Origin of the sequence: Dactylosporangium sp. NPDC051541 (genome assembly GCF_044454505.1) — a bacterium.
Taxonomy (GTDB): Bacteria; Actinomycetota; Actinomycetes; order Mycobacteriales; family Micromonosporaceae; genus Dactylosporangium.
The window spans coordinates 1-17,906 of the sequence record NZ_JBITDU010000018.1 but is presented as its reverse complement, the minus strand read 5'-3'; the positions used below and the strand labels follow the sequence as shown (position 1 = coordinate 17,906).

Genomic DNA, 17,906 nt, shown 5'->3' with positions numbered 1-17,906 from the left:
ACCGCCCGCGGCCCTGGCCCCGTCACCGCCTCCGACGACGGGTCCGGCCCCCAAGCCCCACCGGCCGGCGCCGCTACGGTGCCCGTGTTGACGCTGCCCAGAGGCGGCGGCGCCATCCGCGGCATCGGCGAGAAGTTCGCCGCGAACCCGGTCACGGGCTCGGGTGCGATGTCGGTACCCCTCGTCATGAGCCCGGGACGTTCCGGCTTCGAACCGCTGCTGTCCCTTACGTACGACTCCGGGGCCGGCAACGGGCCATTCGGTTTCGGCTGGACGCTGGAGCTCGCGTCGATCACCCGGAAGACCGACAAGGGCCTGCCCCGCTATCTGGACGCGGTGGAGTCCGACGTGTTCATCCTGTCCGGGGCGGAGGACCTGGTACCGCTGCTCGAGCCCGACGGCACCCGCGCGCGGGACGACACCAGCGCGCCGGGTTTCATCATCCACCGCTACCGCCCCCGGATCGAGGGGCTCTTCGCCCGGATCGAGCGATGGACCAGGGCCGGTGCGCCGGGTGACGTCCACTGGCGGTCGATCTCCCGGGACAACGTGCTCACCATCTACGGTGCGGACGCCGGCTCGCGGATCGCCGACCCGCTCGACCCCAGCCGGATCTTCTCGTGGCTGATCTGTGAATCGCGCGACGACAAGGGCAACGCCATCCGCTATCGGTACAAGTGCGAGGACGGCGGCCATCAGCACGGGCCGGGCCAGGACGACCCGTTCCAGCTGGCCCACCAACGCAACCGAGGTCCCGCCGACGACCCGCGGCGCACCGCGCAGCGCTACCCGCAGCGCGTGCTCTACGGCAACCGCACCCCGCTGCTGGACGCCCAGGGCCGACGCCCCCGGTTTCTGGCCGACCTCCCGGACCCGCCGTCTGACACCGGTGCGGACTGGCTGTTCGAGGTGCGCTTCGACTACGGAGAACTCGACGCCCACGACCCGACCGGGCAGCCGGAGACCCCGTGGCGCTACCGCCCGGACGCCTTCTCCAGCTACCGCTCCGGCTTCGAGGTACGCACCTGCCGGCGATGCGAGCGGGTGCTGATGCTGCACCACATCCCGGACCGCCCGGCCGGACCGCAGCACGCGGCACAGCCGGGCTACGACGGGGTCGTGCGCGACACGGCGTTCGGCTACGCCGACGAGGCCGACCCCGCCCTGGCCACCCGGCCCGTCTACAGCTTCCTGTCCACGGTGGTGCAGACCGGGTGGCGGCAGGACGGCGGCTCGATCCACCGTCGCAGCCTGCCACCGGTGGAATTCCGGTACACCGAGCCCGTCGTGCAGAGCGACGTGGAACACCTCGACCCGGCGAGCCTTCGGAATCTGCCCGCCGGCGTGGACGGCGGCACCTACCGCTGGACGGACCTGCACGGCGAAGGCATCGCCGGAATCCTCACCGAGCAGGCCGGCGCCTGGTTCTACACCCGCAACCGGAGTCCGCTGCCGCCCGGCAAGGCCCACTTCGGACCGTTGGAGACGGTCGGGGCGCGGCCGAACGTGTCGCTGGCCGCCGGCGCGGACTTCATGGACCTCGCCGGCGACGGCCATCCGGACGTCGTCGTGCTGCACGAGCAGCCGGCAGGGTTCTACGAACACGATGACGGCGAAGGCTGGCGACCCTTCCGGCCCCTGGTCCACGGCCTGCGCCGCGACCTGCGCGACCCCAACGTCAGGTTCGTCGATCTCGACGGTGACGGTCGGACCGACGTGCTCATCACCGAGGACGATGCCCTGGTCTGGTATCCCTCGCTGGGCGGCGAGGGCTTCGGCCCGCCGGCCCGCGTCGTGCGGGCACTGGACGAGGAGAAGGGGCCCCGGGTCGTCTTCGCCGACGGCACGCAATCCATCTACCTGGCCGACCTGTCCGGCGACGGCCTCACCGACCTCGTGCGGATCCGCACCGGCGAGGTCTGCTACTGGCCCAACATGGGCTACGGCCGCTTCGGCGCAAAGGTGACGATGGACAACGCGCCGTGGTTCGACAATCCAGACCAGTTCGAACATCAACGCCTGCGCCTGGCCGACATCGACGGTAGCGGCACCACCGACCTCATCTACCTGCACCGCGACGGCGTGCGCCTGTACTTCAACCAGTCGGGCAACGCCTGGAGCCGGCCACAGGTGCTCCCGGTGTTCCCTCCCGTCGACGACCTGACCAGTGTCGTACCCATCGACCTGCTCGGCAACGGCACCGCCTGCCTGGTCTGGTCCTCGGCCCGGCTCGGGGACGCGCGCCGCCCGATGCGCTACGTCAACCTGATGGGCGGCGCGAAGCCGCACCTGCTGATCCGGACCGTCAACAACCTCGGTGCCGAAACCCGCGTCCAGTACACCCCGTCGACCGCGTTCTACCTGCGGGACAAACAGGCGGGCACACCATGGATCACCCGCCTGCCGTTCCCGGTGCACGTGGTCGAACGCGTCGAGACCTACGACCACATCAGCCGCAACCACTTCGTCACCCGATACGCCTACCACCACGGCTACTTCGACGGGGTCGAACGCGAGTTCCGGGGCTTCGGCATGGTCGAGCAGTGGGACACCGAGCAGTTCGCAGCCCTCGCTGACGCCGCCGACAACGTCGACGCGGCCTCCCACATCGCGCCGGTACACACCAAAACCTGGTTCCACACCGGTATCGAACTGGGCCGTGAGCACGTCTCCGACTACTTTGCCGGCCTGCTCAATGCCGCTGATCCCGGCGAGTACTATCGCGAGCCCGGCCGCACCGACGCCGAGGCCCGGGCCCTGCTGCTGGCCGACACCCCGCTACCGGCCGGTCTCATCGGGGAGGAGGTTCGCGAAGCCTGCCGTGCCCTGAAGGGCTCGATGCTGCGTCACGAGGTGTACGCCGATGACGCCGACGACCCAGGGGCCACGCCCGTGCAGCGCGAACGCGCCCACACGCCCTACACCGTCACCGAACAGAACTTCACCATTCGCCTGCTGCAGGGCCAAGGCCCCAACCGTCACGCCGTGTTCCTCACCCATCCGTGCGAGGCGATCACCTATCACTACGAACGCGACCCGGCCGATGCCCGCGTCGAGCACATCCTGACCCTGGACGTCGACGACTACGGCAACGTCCTCAAAGAGGCCTCAATCGGCTACGGCCGGCGCAACTCGCCGCTGCCGCAGCCGTGGGACCGCGACCGGCAGAGCACGCCGCTGCTGACGTACACGGAGAACCGCGTCACCAACGCGATCGACACTCCCGCCACGCACCGCACCCCGCTGCCGGCGGAGGCGATCACCTACGAACTGACCGGCTACCCGGCGACCGCACCAGCCGGCCGCTACCGGGCCGCGGACCTCGTCGAGCCCGACCCCGCCGCACCGGGCCGGCTACGCTACCGGTGCGCCGCCGCGGACGTCCCCTACGAAGCCGCCGCCTCCGGCCACCAGCGCCGGCGGCAGATCGAAGCACTGCGTCTGCTCTACCGCCGCGACGACCTGACCGGCCTTCTCCCGCTCGGGCACCTGGAGCCACTCGCCCTGCCAGGGGAGACCTACAAGCTCGCCTTCACCCCCGGCCTGCTCGCCCAGGTCTTCCGACGTCCACGCGAGGGCCACGCCGCCGAGCAACTTCTGCCCGATCCGGCCGCCGTGCTCGGCGGCGACGGCGGCGACCGGGGCGGCTACCTGCCCAGCCAGGCTCTCAAGGCTGACGGCCGGTTTCCCACCGTAGACGCCGACGACCATTGGTGGATACCCTCCGGGCAGTCGTACTTCAGCCCGAACCCCGCACACGACGCGGCCACCGAGTCGGCGCGCGCCCGGCGGCACTTCTACCTGCCGCGCCGCTACCGCGACGCCTTCGGCCACGACACCGTCGTCGATTTCGACGCCCACGACCTGCTGATGGCCCAGACCCGCGACGCACTCGGCAACCGCGTCACCGTCGACGCTGCCGACTACCGTGTGCTGCAGCCGCGCCTGCTCAGCGACCCCAACCGCAACCAGACCGAGGTTATTTTCGACACGCTCGGCCTGGTGGCCGGCACCGCCGTGATGGGCAAGCCGCGGCCCGCGCCGCCGGAAGGCGACTCGCTGGCCGGCTTCGTCGCCGACCTGAGTCAGGCCCAGATCGCCGACTTCCTCGACGCCGCCGACCCGAACGCGACATCGGCCGCACTGCTGGCCGGGGCCACGACCCGGGTCGTCTACGACGTCGACCGCTTCCGGCGCACCCGGCAGGCGTATCCCGACACCCCGCGACGGTGGCAGCCCGCATGCGCCGCCACACTGGTCCGCGAAACGCACCTCCATGCACCGCCACCGCCGCACGGCCTGAGGATCCGGCTCGCCTTCAGCTACACCGACGGCTTCGGCCGCGAGATTCAGACGAAGGTCCCGGCCGAGCCCGGACCGGTGCCCCGCCGTGATCCGGCGGGCACCGTGATCGTCGGCGTCGACGGTCGGCCGGTGATGACGACGGCCGCCGCCCGGCCACGCTGGGTCGGCACCGGCTGGACCGTCTTCAACAACAAGGGCCGGCCGGTCCGCCGGTACGAGCCGTACTTCACCGACACCCACCGCTTCGAGTTCGCCGTACGCGTCGGCGTGAGCCCGGTGCTGTTCTACGACCCGGCGGAGCGGGTCGTCGTCACACTGCACCCCAACCACACCTACGACAAGGTCGTCTTCGACGCCTGGCAACAGACCACGTACGACAGCAATGACACGTGCGCGCCGCGCAACGCGCAGACCGGCGACCCCCGTACCGATCCCGACATCGGCGGATACGTCGCGGCCTACTTCAGCGGTCAACCGGCGACGTGGCAGACGTGGTATGCCCAACGCGTCGGCAACGCCCTCGGTTCCGACGAACGCCACGCCGCCCAACGCGCCGCCGCCCACGCCGACACTCCGACCACCGCCCATCTCGACGCGCTCGGCCGCCCGTTCCTGACCGTCGCCCGCAACAGGGTCGTCTGCGCCGGTCACGACCTGGACGGCACCGAGGAGAGTGTCGCCGCACGCGTCGAACTGGACGTCGAAGGCAACCAGCGCACCGTACGCGACGCCGTCGCGCAGGCCGGCGACCCGCTCGGCCGCGTCGTCATGCGCTACGCCTACGACATGCTCGGCAACGGCATCCACCAGCACAGCATGGAGGCCGGCGCCCGCTGGACGCTCAACGACGTGGCGGGCAAGCCCGTCCGAGCCTGGGACAGCCGCGGGCACAACGTCACCACGACCTACGACCGGCTGCGCCGTGCCGTGGGGCAGACGGTACGCGGCACCTTCAGCGACACCGACCCGCTCAAATCGAACTCCGACCGGCGCACCCTCAACCGCGACATCCTGGTCGACAGAACCGAGTACGGCGAGCCGCCCCGCGACGTCACCCCGGAACAGGAAACCCGGGCGCAGTACCTCAATCTGCGGACCCGCGTGCTGCGGCGCTGCGACGGCGCGGGCATCGTCACCAACGCCCGGCTCGACACCGCCGGCAACCCGACCGAGGCGTACGACTTCAAGGGCAACCTGCTGCACAGCACCCGGCGACTGGCCAGCGACTACACCGCCGTCCCCGACTGGCGGCACAGTCCCGGGCTCGACGCGGAGTCCTTCGAGAGCAGCACCCGGTACGACGCGCTCAACCGTGCCGTCCAGTCCATCGCGCCGCACAGCAGCCTGACCCGCCCCGACAGGCCCGGCACCGTCACCGTCGTCCAGCCCGTATTCAACGAGGCCAACCTGCTGGAGCGGGTCGACGTCTGGCTGGAGCGGGCCGCCGCGCCGACCGGCCTGCTCGACCCTTCCGCCGACGCCCCGTCGCCGGTCGGCGTGGCCGCCATCGACTACGACGCCAAGGGCCAGCGCACCCTCATCGACTACCGGACACGCGACGCCACCGCCATCCGCACCACCTACGCCTACGACCGGGACACCTCCCGCCGGACGGACGTGTACACCCACCGGGGCGTACCGTCGACGCCGCCCGCCGCATCGCCCGCGCCACCGGCGCCGGCCGGCAGTCTCCAGGACCTGCACTACACCTACGACCCCGCCGGCAACGTGACGCACCTGCGCGACGCCGCGCAGCAGAGCGTCTATTTCCGCAACCGCCGCGTCGAACCGAGCAACGACTATGTCTACGACGCGCTCTACCGGTTGATCCAGGCCGACGGCCGTGAACATGTGGGGCAGAGCGGCGCCCCGACGGCCTACACGCCGCACGACGCCGGGCGGACCGGGCTGCCACAGCCCGGCGACGGCAACGCCTTGGCCACCTATATCGAGCGCTACGTCTACGACGCCGCCGGCAACATCCTGCACATGCGGCACCGCGGCGGCGACCCGGCGCAGGCCGGCTGGACACGCACCTACACATACGCCGAAGCCAGCCTTATCGAACCGGCCAAAGCGAGCAACCGGCTCAGCGGCACGCGGATGGGCGGTGACGACTCCGCCGCACCTGCAAGCTACCTGCACGACACGCACGGCAACATGCTGCGCATGCCTCACCTCGGAGCCGGTGGCACCGCCCCGAACATGCACTGGGACTACAAGAACCACCTGCACCAGATCGACAAGGGCGGCGGCGGTACGGCCCACTACGCCTACGACGCCGCGGGTGAACGCGTCCGCAAGGTCTGGGAGAAGGCGCCGGGGCGGGTCGAGGAGCGCATCTACCTCGGCGGCTTCGAGATCTTCCGCAGGCACCACGGGGCCATCGGTGTGGACACGGCCACATTCGAACGTGAGACGCTGCACCTGGCCGACGACGAGCGACGCATCGCCCTGGTGGAGACGCGAACGCTCGACACCGAGGCCGATGACCCGTCGCCACGGCAACAGGTCCGCTACCAACTCGGCAACCACGTCGGCTCGGTCAGCCTCGAGCTGGACGATCGTGCGCAGATCGTCTCCTACGAGGAGTACGCACCTTACGGCAGTACCAGTTACCAGGCCGTATCCGGCCGGACCGAAGCACCCAAACGTTACCGGTACTCGGGGAAGGAACACGACGGGGAGAGCGGGCTGTACTACTTCGGGGCGCGCTACTACGCGGCGTGGCTGGGACGTTGGTGTTCCTGCGACCCGCTCGACGTGGCGGTCGGACCGAACCTGTTCCGGGCGGTCGACGACAACCCCTCCACCCTGGTCGACAAGACCGGAAAGTGGCCCGAAATCCTGCCCGGCCTGCGCCGTGCCGTCGACCGCATGGCCCAGGACCCGGTCGGTGCCGCCGTCGGGGGCGCAATGGCATTCATCGACAACACGACGTTCGGGTTGGGCACCATGGTCAACGACGCCATCCAGGGCGAGAAAGGCGCCACGGCCCGCGGCATCGGCAGCCGCCCGGGCGCCGCGGAGGCGTACACCATGGTCTCGGTCGCCCAGCCGCTGATCGAGATCGGCATCGGTGGCACCGTGCTCATCGGCGGTGGCGGCGGCGGAACGGCACTCACCGTCGGCACCGGCGGCCTGGGCGCACCGGTCGGCGTGCCCGTCGTGGCCGGATCGGTCGTCGTCGGCGTGGCACTGGCCGGCCACGGAGTCCTGTCACTCGCCTCCGCCCTGCCCCGCGTGCAGGCCGTCCGCGCACACATGGCGGCCGCGACGGACAACGGCGGAGGCGGTGGCACACCGGCGAAGCCGCCCGACGAGCCACCGGACCCCGCCTCGAAGCCGCAGCAGAAGTCCGGGCCGGCCGACAAACCGTCGGAGCCTTCAGAGCCCAGCACCGCGAAACCGTCCGAGGCGCCGGCGAAACCCCGTCTTCCCGACCCCAGCGTCGCCGACCACATCGCGCGCGAGGGCGGACTGACCGACCTCGCGAATGAGATCAAGGGACTCGGTCAAGGCAAGGGCGCCACGGTGGAGATCGTGCTGGCCAAGACGAAGGACGGCCAACAGATCCTGGTGGCCGGGATCAACTCCGGATCGAAAGGCGGACTGAACGCCGCCCAACGCGCCCAACTCAAGAAGTGGGGCGTGAACATCGCACCGCGAGCGGCCAAGGGGATGAAGGGCGCACCCCACGCCGAGGAGAACATCGCCGCCTACCTGTCCGGCATCAAGGCCCGTGGAGTGCGATGGAGCAAGGCGGTCGTGGGCAAACACAAACCGGGTGGGAGTTCCTACGTCTGTAGAGCCTGCCGGAAGATCATCAAGGACATCGGCGGCCGGATCGAGGGCGATTAGCGCCCGGTCCATGCAGTTGTGCGTTCACCATCGGGCGTGCGCCTCGCCGCACCATCGTGCTCGTCGTGGGCACTCGCGGCTCGGCCGATGGCGTGGCACTCCGGCGTGATGGTGCAATAGACGGATGGTGACGATCCGCGCTCGATTCGCCGCGGCCCGGGCCGCGTGGTTCGGCGCCGGGACCGCGGCGATGCCGGCCAGACGGCCGAGGGCGCTGCGGCGGGCCGGGCGGCCGAGCACAGCCCGGGCCGCGGCGCTCGTGGTGCGGACACGGCAGCAACGGTACCGGTCCGGCGGCGCGTCGGAACCGGTCCAGCTGCACGTTCGCCAGGACTGGCCGCAGACCGTCACCGCCTTCGCCGGGATCGTGTCGGTCCTGCTCGTCGCGGCCGGGTTGATCTACACCAACGACGCCAATCGCAAGCAGCAGCGCGCCACCCAGGACCAGATCCGCATCGCCCAGGACGGGCAACTCACCGAGCGCTTCAGCAAGGCCGTCGAGCAGCTCGGGCAGGAGGGGCCCGGCAACGTCGGACTCCGGCTCGGCGGTATCTACGCCCTTGAGCGGCTCATGGCCGACTCACCCCGCGACGAACCCACCGTCATCGAAGTGCTGTGCGCGTTCATCCGCACCCATGCGGCGCCACCGGCGGGTGTGGAACCGGCGGCGGCCGCGCTGCCGGCGTCGCCGCCCGATATCCATGCCGCCGTCACCGTCCTGGGCCGCCGTCCGGACCCCGGTGACCGCAGGAATGTCCGCCTCGACCTCGCCGGCGCCCGGATTTCGATGCCAGCGGCCGGGCTGGCCGGCGCGCACCTCGGCGGCGCCGACCTCAGCGGCGCCAACCTGCGGGCGGCGGACCTGAGCGGCGCCGATCTGCACGACGTCGATCTGACGGGTGCCGACCTGCGCGACGTGCGCCTGGGCGGCGCAAACCTGCGCCGTGCGCGCCTCAGCGGCGCGGACCTCAGCGGTGCCGACCTGCGCAGCGCCAACCTGGTCGAGGCGGACCTGAGCCTCGCCGGCCTGCGCCGGGCGACCCTGCAACAGGCGAACCTGACCTTCGCGGCAATGCGCGGCGCGGACCTCGGCGGCGCCGACCTCAGCGAGGCGAACCTCAGCGGCGCCTTCCTGCGCCTGGTGAACCTCAGCGGCGCGAACCTGAGCCGCGCGAACCTGTTCAACGCCGACCTGACGGATGCGGACCTGCGCGGCTCGGACCTGCGCTACACGGACGTGAGCGTTGCGATCTTCGGGCAGGTCGAGCACAACGCCGAGGTGGCCGGCCGCGCGCTGCGCTGCACACTGGTGAACGATTCGACCAGGCTGCCACCCGGAGCGGCGCGCCCGGCGAACGGGGCGAGCGTGGACGACCCTGCCTGCCGATGAGGCAGGGCTGACCCGACTCCGCGGGCCGGGGCGGGAGGGCCCCGGCCATCGACCCGCGGTTTCCGTGCGGCAGGTCAGCGGACGTCGAGGTAGTCGACGTTCGGTCCGCCGTTGGGCGTCGTGGCGGTGGCGCGGATCGTGTTCGTGCCGGCGGTCACCGGTACCGTCACGGTCACGTCCCGCCACGTGTCCCAGTCGGCGGTCGGGTCGAAGGCGACGCCGGGCGCCACCACCGTGGCGTTGACGGCGATGTTCATCGGCCGGTTGACGGTCGTGCCGTTGGCGATGCGGTACGTCAGCGTCGCCGTGCCGGCCGCGGCCGCGGTCACCGACCATTGGACGTAGCCGCCGGTCACGTTGGCGTAGTCGACGAAGCCGGTGCCGGAGTAGCCGCTGTGGTTGTTCGTCGCCGAGCCCTGCGAGATCGTGGCGTTCTCCGCCTCGTACCGCACCGGCTGGTTGTCGGGGCCGCCGGCCGGGACCGTCTGGGTGGCCACGTTCCAGCCGGAGACCCGCACCGAGGGGGCCGCGCCGGCGAGGTCGGCGGTGCGGTACTTCGCGGTCAGCGTCTTCGACTCGCCCGGCCACAGGCTGATCTCGTTGTCGTCCCACTGGATCGGCAGCACCGGGCGGCCGGCCGCGCCGAGCACGTGCGCGTCGACGTAGAACGCCGGGGTCTTGCCGGTCGAGGTGTTGCGCAGGGTGACGGTCGTTGTGGTGGTACCGCCCGCCGCGCTCGACGAGGCCGAGACCGACACCGGCGCCGATGCCATGCCCGCGAGGCCCTTGAGGTTCGCGTAGCTGGACGTGGGCGCGTAGTACCAGTCGTTGTTCGCCCAGTCGACCGTGTCCGGCGCGGTCGACAGCCAGTAGACGTTGCGGCTGACCTCAACGCCCGAGGAGTCGAGCAGCACCAGCTTGGCGAGGTAGGTGGTCGCGATGCCGCTGATCGACGACGGCACCGTGAGGGCGGTCGCCCGGCCACCGTCGCCCGGCACCGTCAGCGCGGCCGCCGTCTGGGCGAAGACCTGGGTGCCGTCGGGGTTGTACAGATTCACCTTGGCGGTCAGGCCGCTCGCCGCGGCGTGGCGCTGGTTGACCACGACGACGGAGCGGTTGTCGTAGGACCATTGCACGTGCAGCGGCTCGTTGGCCTTCTTGGCACCGTAGTAGGCGCCGTTCTGGTCCAGGTAGTAGTCGAACAGTTGCCAGTGCAGGGAGGTCCAGCCGCTGTTGAGCATCCAGTAGATGACGCCGTCGGCCGGGTTGGAGGTGTCGGTGAAGTTGCGCCGGTAGGACTCGAACTGCGCGCGGACGTTCTCGTACTGCGCCAGCTGCGCCTTACGCACGTAGTCGTCCAGGCTCGTCGCAGTACCATATCGGCCGGTTATGGCATTGTCGAAAATCTTCAGCGTGCTGAACGTGCTCGAGGGCGAGCGGTGGTACTGGGCCGCGTTCGGGCTCTGCCACAGCGTGTTGAGCTCATTGGCCGACATCATCCGCTTGAGCGTGTCCATCGTCGGCACGTCCGGGCCGGCGCTGGTCTCGCCGTTGAAGCCCCACGCGCCGCCGCTGTCCGAGTGCGCCTTGTCGTACCAGTAGTTCGGCGGAATCCAGTCGTACGGCCCGGTCATCTTCATCCCCGACGGCCCGCTGCGCGGCGACGAGTTGTCCGAGGCTGCGGCGATGACCGGCGTCGACCAGTCGGCGGCGTTGAGCGCGTCGAGGTAACCCTGCTCGATTGTCGCGTCGGGGGCGAAGTCGCTGCCGATGAGGAACGAGATGACGCTCGGGTGGTCGCGCAGCCGGGCCGCCTCGGCCGCCATCGACGCCTTCGCGATCGGGTAGTCCGCCGCCGTCCAGGGCTCGCCCGTCTCGTCGCCGTTGACCTGGCCCTCCCACTTGTCGCAGCACTCCCAGCCGGGCAGCGTGAGGATGCCGAGCCGGTCGGTGAGGTCGAAGAACTCGTCCGCCTCGATGTGCCCCTCCAGCCGGACCGTGTTGAGCCCGAGGTCGAGCACGTAGCGCAGCTTGTCCTCGACGTAGCCGGGATTCCAGCGCAGGAACAGGTCCGGTGACCAGCCGCCGCCGCGGATCTGCAGGGGCCGGCCGTTGATGGTGTAGCGGCGGTGGCCGCTCGCGTCCAGCGGTGCCTTGACGTCACGCACGCCGAACCGCTCGTGGGCGGCGTCGCTCGCGCCGCCGGCGACGGAGGCGGTGAGGCTCAGGTCGTACAGCGGCTGCCCGCCCATCCCGGCCGGCCACCAGACCTGCGGGCCGGTGAGCGTCACCGGACCGAAGGTGACCGTCTTCGTCTCGTGCGCGGCCAGGCTCACCGACTGCGACAGCGCCGTCCCGGCGACGGTGCCGGAGACGGTCGCGGTGACCGCGGCGGCGGAGTCGTTGCGCACGTCGGCCTTCGCGGTCAGCACCGCGCTGTCCAGCGCCGGGGTGCTGAGCCGGGTGACGACGTGGGCGTTGCGCACCGCCACGGCGCCGGAGCGGCGTAGCTTCACGTCGCGGACGATGCCCATGTTCTTGTCCGGCGGCGTCTGGACCCAGTCGATCCACCCCATCGTCAGGTCCCGGTTGGGATCGTTGGGGTACACCTTGACGGCCAGGCTGTTGACGCCGCTGTGGACGACCGCGGTGAGGTCCAGCTCGTGGTCGGTGTAGGCGCCGGCGATCGTGGCGCTGGTGGCGACCTGCGTCCCGTTGATCCAGACGTCGGCCTTGGACAGCACGCCGGTCACGTCCGCGAAGGTGTGCAGCCCGGTTTCGGAGCCGAGCGTGAAGTCCGCCCGGTACCACCAGGGGACGGTGAAATCGGCGGTGGGGATCGACTTCATGTTGGTCGAGTAGAAGGGGTCGGCGTACACGTTGTTCTGCAGCAGGCCGGCCAGGACGGTCGAGTGGGCCGACACCGGATACCAGCCGGAGGCCGCGTAGCCGGGCTGCGAGATGGTGCCGCCGGTGTCGCTGGTCCGGCCGGAGGACTGGATGGCGAAGCCGGGGATCGCGGTCGACTCGCCCGGCGTGGCGGAGATCTGAACGGCGGCGGCCGCCGGTCGGGCGATCGCGGGTGCCGCGCCGCCGGTCAGCACGAGCGCCGTAGCGGCCGCGACGAGCACGCGGATCTTGGATCTGAGCGGCACGGCACCTCCCGTTGCATCTGTTAATGAGTCTTACAGTTTAACGACGGTCGATGTCAAGGGCGTGATGCATCGCCGCGCGCGATCGGACCTCGCCCGTCAGGCCGCGCATGTAGCCGACGTTTCGCGGGATGTTCCACCACAGCCCCGTCCGGCTCTTGAGCAGCCGCTTCATGATGTGCTGAGGTCGGTAGAACTGGGTCTTCGCCCACTCGTAGCCGGCGAGCAGCTCGTCGGGCGACATGAGCAGCGGCCGGTGCACGACGTGGGTCTTGCCGTTGTAGTGCCGCCAGTCGTGGTCGACGATCCGGCCGTCGGCCCGTAGCCGGGTGTACGCGGGTGTGCCGGGGTAGGGCACCATCAGGCTGATCGTCGCGTTGTCCAGGCCGATCTCACCCATCACGTCCACGGTTCGGGCGAAGATGTCCTTGGTGTCACTGTCGAACCCGAACATGATGCCCGCCTGGACGGCGATGCCGTGCGCATGGAAGCGCTGCAGCAGCCGCTGGTATTCGGCGACCCGGTTGTGGGCCTTGCGCGCGCCGGCGAGGCTCTCCTGGCTCACGCTCTCGAGGCCGAGGAAGAGCGCTTTGCACCCGCTCTCGGCGGCGAGGCGCAGAAACTCGTCGTCTCTGACCGAGGCCATGGTCGTCTGGCTGGTCCACCACTTGTTGAGCGGTGCCAGCGCCCGGAAGAGCGCTTTGGCGTACCGAGGATTGGCGCCGATGTTGTCGTCCCAGAACACGATGCCCTTGTCGGGGATGGCGGCGACCTCCGCCGCCACCTCCTCGACCGGCCGGAAACGCATCTGGCGGGCCTCGGGGTAGAGCACCGGAATGGTGCAGTAGTCGCATTGGTGCGGGCAGCCGCGCGTAGCGATGATCGCCCCTCTGGTCGCCCACCGGCCATTCCAGCCGCCGTGGCGGATCAGATCGCGCCGGGCCCACGGCAGACCGGCGAGGCTTGCCGGCTGCGGACACCGGTAGATCCTGGCGCCGTTCGGCCGAACCTCGACATTCGCGCCGGTACCCTCGTCGATGACGTGCCGGCCGACGGTATATCGAGCCTCCTGCTCGATGTCCTGCAGGACACGCGGCCACACCGTCTCGGCCTCACCGACCACGACGATGTCGGCGAACTCCGCGACCTCCAGAGGCATGAGCGTGGCATGCGGGCCGCCCATCGCCACCATGACGCCGTTCGCGCGGAACGCGGCGGCCAGTTCGTAGGCGTGCGGCGCCCCGGGCGTGGCGGCGGTGATACCGACCAGGTCGTAGCGTTGTCCGGTGTCGACGGGATGGGTGATTTCGTCGGTGTGCGTCACCGTCCAGGGCTCGGGCGTGAGCGCGGCGAGCAACGGCATGGTCAGCTGCGGGAAGCGGATGAGCTCGCGGGCCCGGGCCTGGAGCGTGAGCGGGTCTTCCGCTGTGACCAGATGGACGTGCATGTCCCCTCCTCGATCAGCATGTGGGCCCGTGCGACGTCAGGACCGAGCCCGCTGGTATCTAAGCCGGAACGCCCCCGCACGCGCGAACAGTTCCCGCGCGGCGGCCGCGTCTACAGTGGCGCGGTGGCCCACAACATGCCCGGTGACCGGTTCCTGCCGCACCCCGACGCCGAGTGGTACGACCGCCGGATCGGCAGCAGCGGCGGTGACCTCACGTATGACGAGCTGTACGCGGCCACCCCGGGGCAGCACCGCTCCTACCTGCGGTACGTCCTCGCCGGGCATCGCGGTGAACGAGCCTGGGCGGTCCGCGATCTGGCCGAGTGGAAGCCGCAGTGGCTGGTGCCGTGGAACGACGCCGTCACCACCTTCGACGACGCCGCCCTGGAGCACCTGTGGAGCGTCGAAGGCCGCGACTGCTGGTTCGCGGCCCGGGGTGCCTCGGACACGGCCGTCGACGCGCTCGCCGACCGGATCGGGGCGGGGCCGCGGCCCGGGCGGGCGGAGGCCGGCTTCTTCAGCGGCGTCCACCGGATGCAGCTGCTGGTCGGCGCGGACACCGACCACGCACTGGCCCGGCTGGCCGACCTGGCCCGGGCCGATCCGACGGTCGCGCGAATCGCCGAGGAGCACGGTGTCTGGGTGCCGCCGCACGGGCCCGGCGTGCGCCGGTATGTGTCGCAGCCGTGGCTGATCGTGGCCGACCAGGACGATCCGGAGCCGGGGCTGCGGATCGACCCGCCGATCGGGGAGTACCTCGACGACCCGCGCGGTGTGCGCTGCGCGTGGCCGCTGTCGGTCGTCCTCGACGTCGACCTGAGCCTGGTCGGCCTCGGCGCGCCCGGCGAGCGGCGGCACCCGTTCTTCGGCAGCCTCTGTGAGGATTGCGAGGCCGACGAGGAGATGGCCGACTGGCGGGGCTGGTCCGCCGCCGGCGGGAGGCTGGTCTTCGACGAGGAGCGCGAGGACCACTGCCCCGGCAACGAGCCGGACCTGGGGGACTGGCCCCTCCCCGCCCGGGTCGGGCTCGCCCACGACGACCGGTTCGAGCCCGATCGGGTGTGGCGGCGCTCCAAGCGGCTCGGCCGGGTCGGCGGCCGGCCCGTCTTCCAGCAGAATCCGCACTGGCCGGGCTGCTGCGGCCGGCCGATGGTGTTCGTCGGGCAGACCGCGCAGAGCGTGCTCGGCGGGTTCGACCAATACCTGTACGGCTTCGCGTGCGAGTGCGGCGCCGGCGCCCAGGTCGGCCAGCACACCTGACGGTCCACGCGGCCGGGCCCGGCGGACTCGACGATGTCCACGGCAACGGCACGGACCTTCGTGACAACCGGACCGGGAAACGTCGCGTCCTTCCCTGCGTGACAATGCGTGGAATGGACCCGGCCGCCGAGGACGCGTTCCGGGCGTTCGTGACGGCGCGCTCGCCGGCGCTGCTGCGCAGTGCCTATCTGCTGGTCGGGGACCGGGGCCGGGCGGAGGACCTGCTGCAGGTCACGCTGCTCAAGACCTACCTTCGGTGGGCCCGGATCAAGGACCCCGGCGCGGCCGAGGGGTACGTGCGCCGGGCGATGGTCAACACGGCCACGTCGTGGTGGCGCGGGCGGCCGTACCGCGAGCGCCCCGTCGACGCGCTGCCCGAGCGCGACGCCGCCGACGACATCGGCGCGCACGTCGAGCAGGTCGCGATGTGGCAGCACCTGCTGGCGCTGCCGGTGAAGCAGCGCGCCGTCGTGGTGCTGCGCTACTACGAGGGCATGAGCGAGGCGGAGATCGCCGACACGCTCGCGATCTCCCGCGGCACGGTCAAGAGCCACGCCGCCCGGGCGCTGGACGCGCTGCGCCGCCGGCTGCACGAGGACGAGCCCGGACTTTCGGAGAGGGTGACGCTGTGATGGACCGTCTGGACGAGCGCATCGGCAACACGCTGGAGCAGCGGGCCGCGACCCTGGTAGAGGCGCCCGGGTTCACCGCCGAGGACATCGTGCGGCAGGGGCGCCGGGCCGTGCGCCGCCGGGCCGCCGCCCGCCTGGGCCTGACGGCCGCGGGCGTGGCCGCCCTGGTGGCGGTCATCCCGGTGCTGCGGCCGGGGGCGCCACCGGTGGTGACCCCGTACGAACAGCCGGCGACGTCCCCGGCCGCGCCGGTCGCCGGGCCGCCCGCGAGCTGTGCGGTCGAACGACTGTCGGTGGGCGGCGGCAAGAGCATGGTGATGGCGATGGACCCGGCGGGACGCTTCATCGCCGGCCGGTCCGAGCACGACGGCGCTCCGGCCCGGTTCGACCTGCTGCTCTGGCACGACGGCGCGCTGAGCATCGCGGACCTGCCGGGCCGGCACCCGGTCCCGGCCGACGTCAACGCGGCCGGCGTCGTGGTCGGCACCGATCTCACCGGCGGCGGCGACACCGGCGTCGACACCGCCGGCGCGGACGGCACCGCCCAGGCCTGGATCTTCCGGGACGGCCGGGTCACCCAGCTGCCGGGCACGCGCTTCACCGAGGCCCGAGCGGTCAGCGACGACGGCGTGGTGGCCGGCACGGACGACGAGCGGCCGGTGCTGTGGCGCGACACCACGCGAACGCCGATGATTTTGCCGCCGCCCCCGGGTGGCAAGGAGGGCCGGGCCGACGACATCAGCCCCGACGGCCGCACGGTGGTCGGTACGGTGCGCACGCCCGGCAACCGCGCCTACGTCTGGGTGGGCGACGCCCCGCCGCGGGAGCTGCCGCGCCCGGTCGTCGGCGGCACCGAGGCGGTCGGCTGGTCCGCGGTGGCGATCAACGGCGACTGGGTCCTCGGCGCGGCCGAGGTGGCCACGGGCTCCGTGCCGGTCCGCTGGAACCTGCGCACCGGCGAGGTTCTGGTGTTCCCGGACGCGCGAATCCCGGGCCTGCAGCTCAGCGCCGGCGGGTGGCTGCCCGCGACCACCGCTCGCGGCGCCGGGACGCTGCTGCTCAACGGGCAGGAGTCGGTGCCGCTGCCGCGCCTGCCCGGGCCCGGTGCGGCCGTCGACGTGCCCAAGGCCATCAGCGACGACGGCCGCCTGATCACCGGTGACGCCTCGCAAACCGTGGGCACCGTGCCGGCCGTGTGGAAGTGCCGCTGATCCGGGGCCCCGGGCGTGCGAAAAGCATCGTCTTCGGACAGCGGTGAACCTTTTGCCACCACCCTTCCGTACCCCCGGCTGACAGCGACCTGGCACGGAAACGGCCCGAGACGGTCCTCGGGTATCCCGTAGCCGTCAACGCCCCGCTCCAGCGAAGGGTGGTTTCGTGGACCCGTTCCCCACACCAGCGAGACGACGGATGTCACGCCGCACCGCACTGACCGCGGCCGCCGGAATCGGCGCGACGGTCGCCTTCTCGAGCGTCACCTACATCGCGTCGGCGAAGGAGCCCAAGGCCAATGCCGTCCAGGGACCGGTCGTGGTCCGCGTCCGGGACGTGGGCTCCGGAATGCTCGAGATCTTCACTGGCACGACCCGGATCGAGGTCCACGACAAGGACCTGGCGGCCCGCCTCATGCGGGCCGCCGCAAAGGGCTAGGCCGTGGCTAGCGGATCTTGGTGTTGGGTCGTTGTTCTGGTGTGGCGCGTTTTGAGTTGACGGACCGTGAGTGGGCGATTCTGGAACCGTTGCTGCCTGAGCAGGGCAGACGCGGTGGCCGGTGGCGTGATCACCGGCAGGTGATCAACGGGATCTGCTGGGTGAAGCGAACTGGTGCGCCGTGGCGGGATATGCCGGAGCGGTACGGA

General features: G+C 71.1%; 9 protein-coding genes. 7 read left to right on the top strand and 2 right to left on the bottom strand.

The annotated features are described in order from the left end of the window. Nucleotides 1-87: 87 nt before the first annotated feature. Both ACIA8L_RS46830 and ACIA8L_RS46825 read left to right on the top strand, forming a co-directional pair. On the top strand, nt 88-8,166 hold the full coding sequence (locus ACIA8L_RS46830; RefSeq protein WP_395915273.1) for a SpvB/TcaC N-terminal domain-containing protein: 8,079 nt from the start codon (nt 88-90) through the stop codon (nt 8,164-8,166). A gap of 367 nt (nt 8,167-8,533) precedes the next feature. Continuing rightward, nucleotides 8,534-9,556 (top strand): pentapeptide repeat-containing protein, encoded by a 1,023-nt coding sequence (locus ACIA8L_RS46825; RefSeq protein WP_395915271.1) that lies wholly within the window; start codon nt 8,534-8,536, stop codon nt 9,554-9,556. A 74-nt stretch (nt 9,557-9,630) separates the two neighbouring features. On the opposite strand, the gene ACIA8L_RS46820 is transcribed toward ACIA8L_RS46825, so the two are convergent. Next, a complete protein-coding gene (locus ACIA8L_RS46820; RefSeq protein WP_395915270.1) occupies nt 9,631-12,711 on the bottom strand; it encodes a glycosyl hydrolase 2 galactose-binding domain-containing protein in 3,081 nt (1,026 codons plus the stop codon). Nucleotides 12,712-12,748: 37 nt separating this feature from the next. After that, nucleotides 12,749-14,155: a B12-binding domain-containing radical SAM protein gene (locus tag ACIA8L_RS46815; RefSeq protein WP_395915269.1), complete on the bottom strand. Its 1,407-nt coding sequence runs from the start codon at nt 14,153-14,155 to the stop codon at nt 12,749-12,751. Between the two features lie 123 nt (nt 14,156-14,278). Here ACIA8L_RS46815 and ACIA8L_RS46810 point away from each other — a divergent pair, with 123 nt between their 5' ends. From ACIA8L_RS46810 to ACIA8L_RS46790, 5 genes are all read left to right on the top strand, one after another. Then, complete coding sequence (locus ACIA8L_RS46810; RefSeq protein ID WP_395915267.1) at nt 14,279-15,415, top strand: hypothetical protein; 1,137 nt, start codon at nt 14,279-14,281, stop codon at nt 15,413-15,415. A gap of 113 nt (nt 15,416-15,528) precedes the next feature. After that, nucleotides 15,529-16,047, top strand: coding sequence for a SigE family RNA polymerase sigma factor (locus ACIA8L_RS46805; RefSeq protein ID WP_395915265.1), 519 nt, complete (start codon nt 15,529-15,531; stop codon nt 16,045-16,047). Continuing rightward, entirely contained in the window at nt 16,044-17,258 is a 1,215-nt protein-coding gene (locus tag ACIA8L_RS46800; RefSeq protein WP_395915264.1) for a hypothetical protein, read from the top strand. The genes ACIA8L_RS46805 and ACIA8L_RS46800 overlap by 4 nt, the downstream gene beginning before the upstream one ends. A gap of 199 nt (nt 17,259-17,457) precedes the next feature. Beyond that, nucleotides 17,458-17,697 (top strand): hypothetical protein, encoded by a 240-nt coding sequence (locus tag ACIA8L_RS46795; RefSeq protein ID WP_395915262.1) that lies wholly within the window; start codon nt 17,458-17,460, stop codon nt 17,695-17,697. Nucleotides 17,698-17,738: 41 nt separating this feature from the next. Further along, the coding region (locus tag ACIA8L_RS46790) for a transposase (RefSeq protein ID WP_395915527.1) at nt 17,739-17,906 on the top strand (168 nt) is incomplete at its 3' end.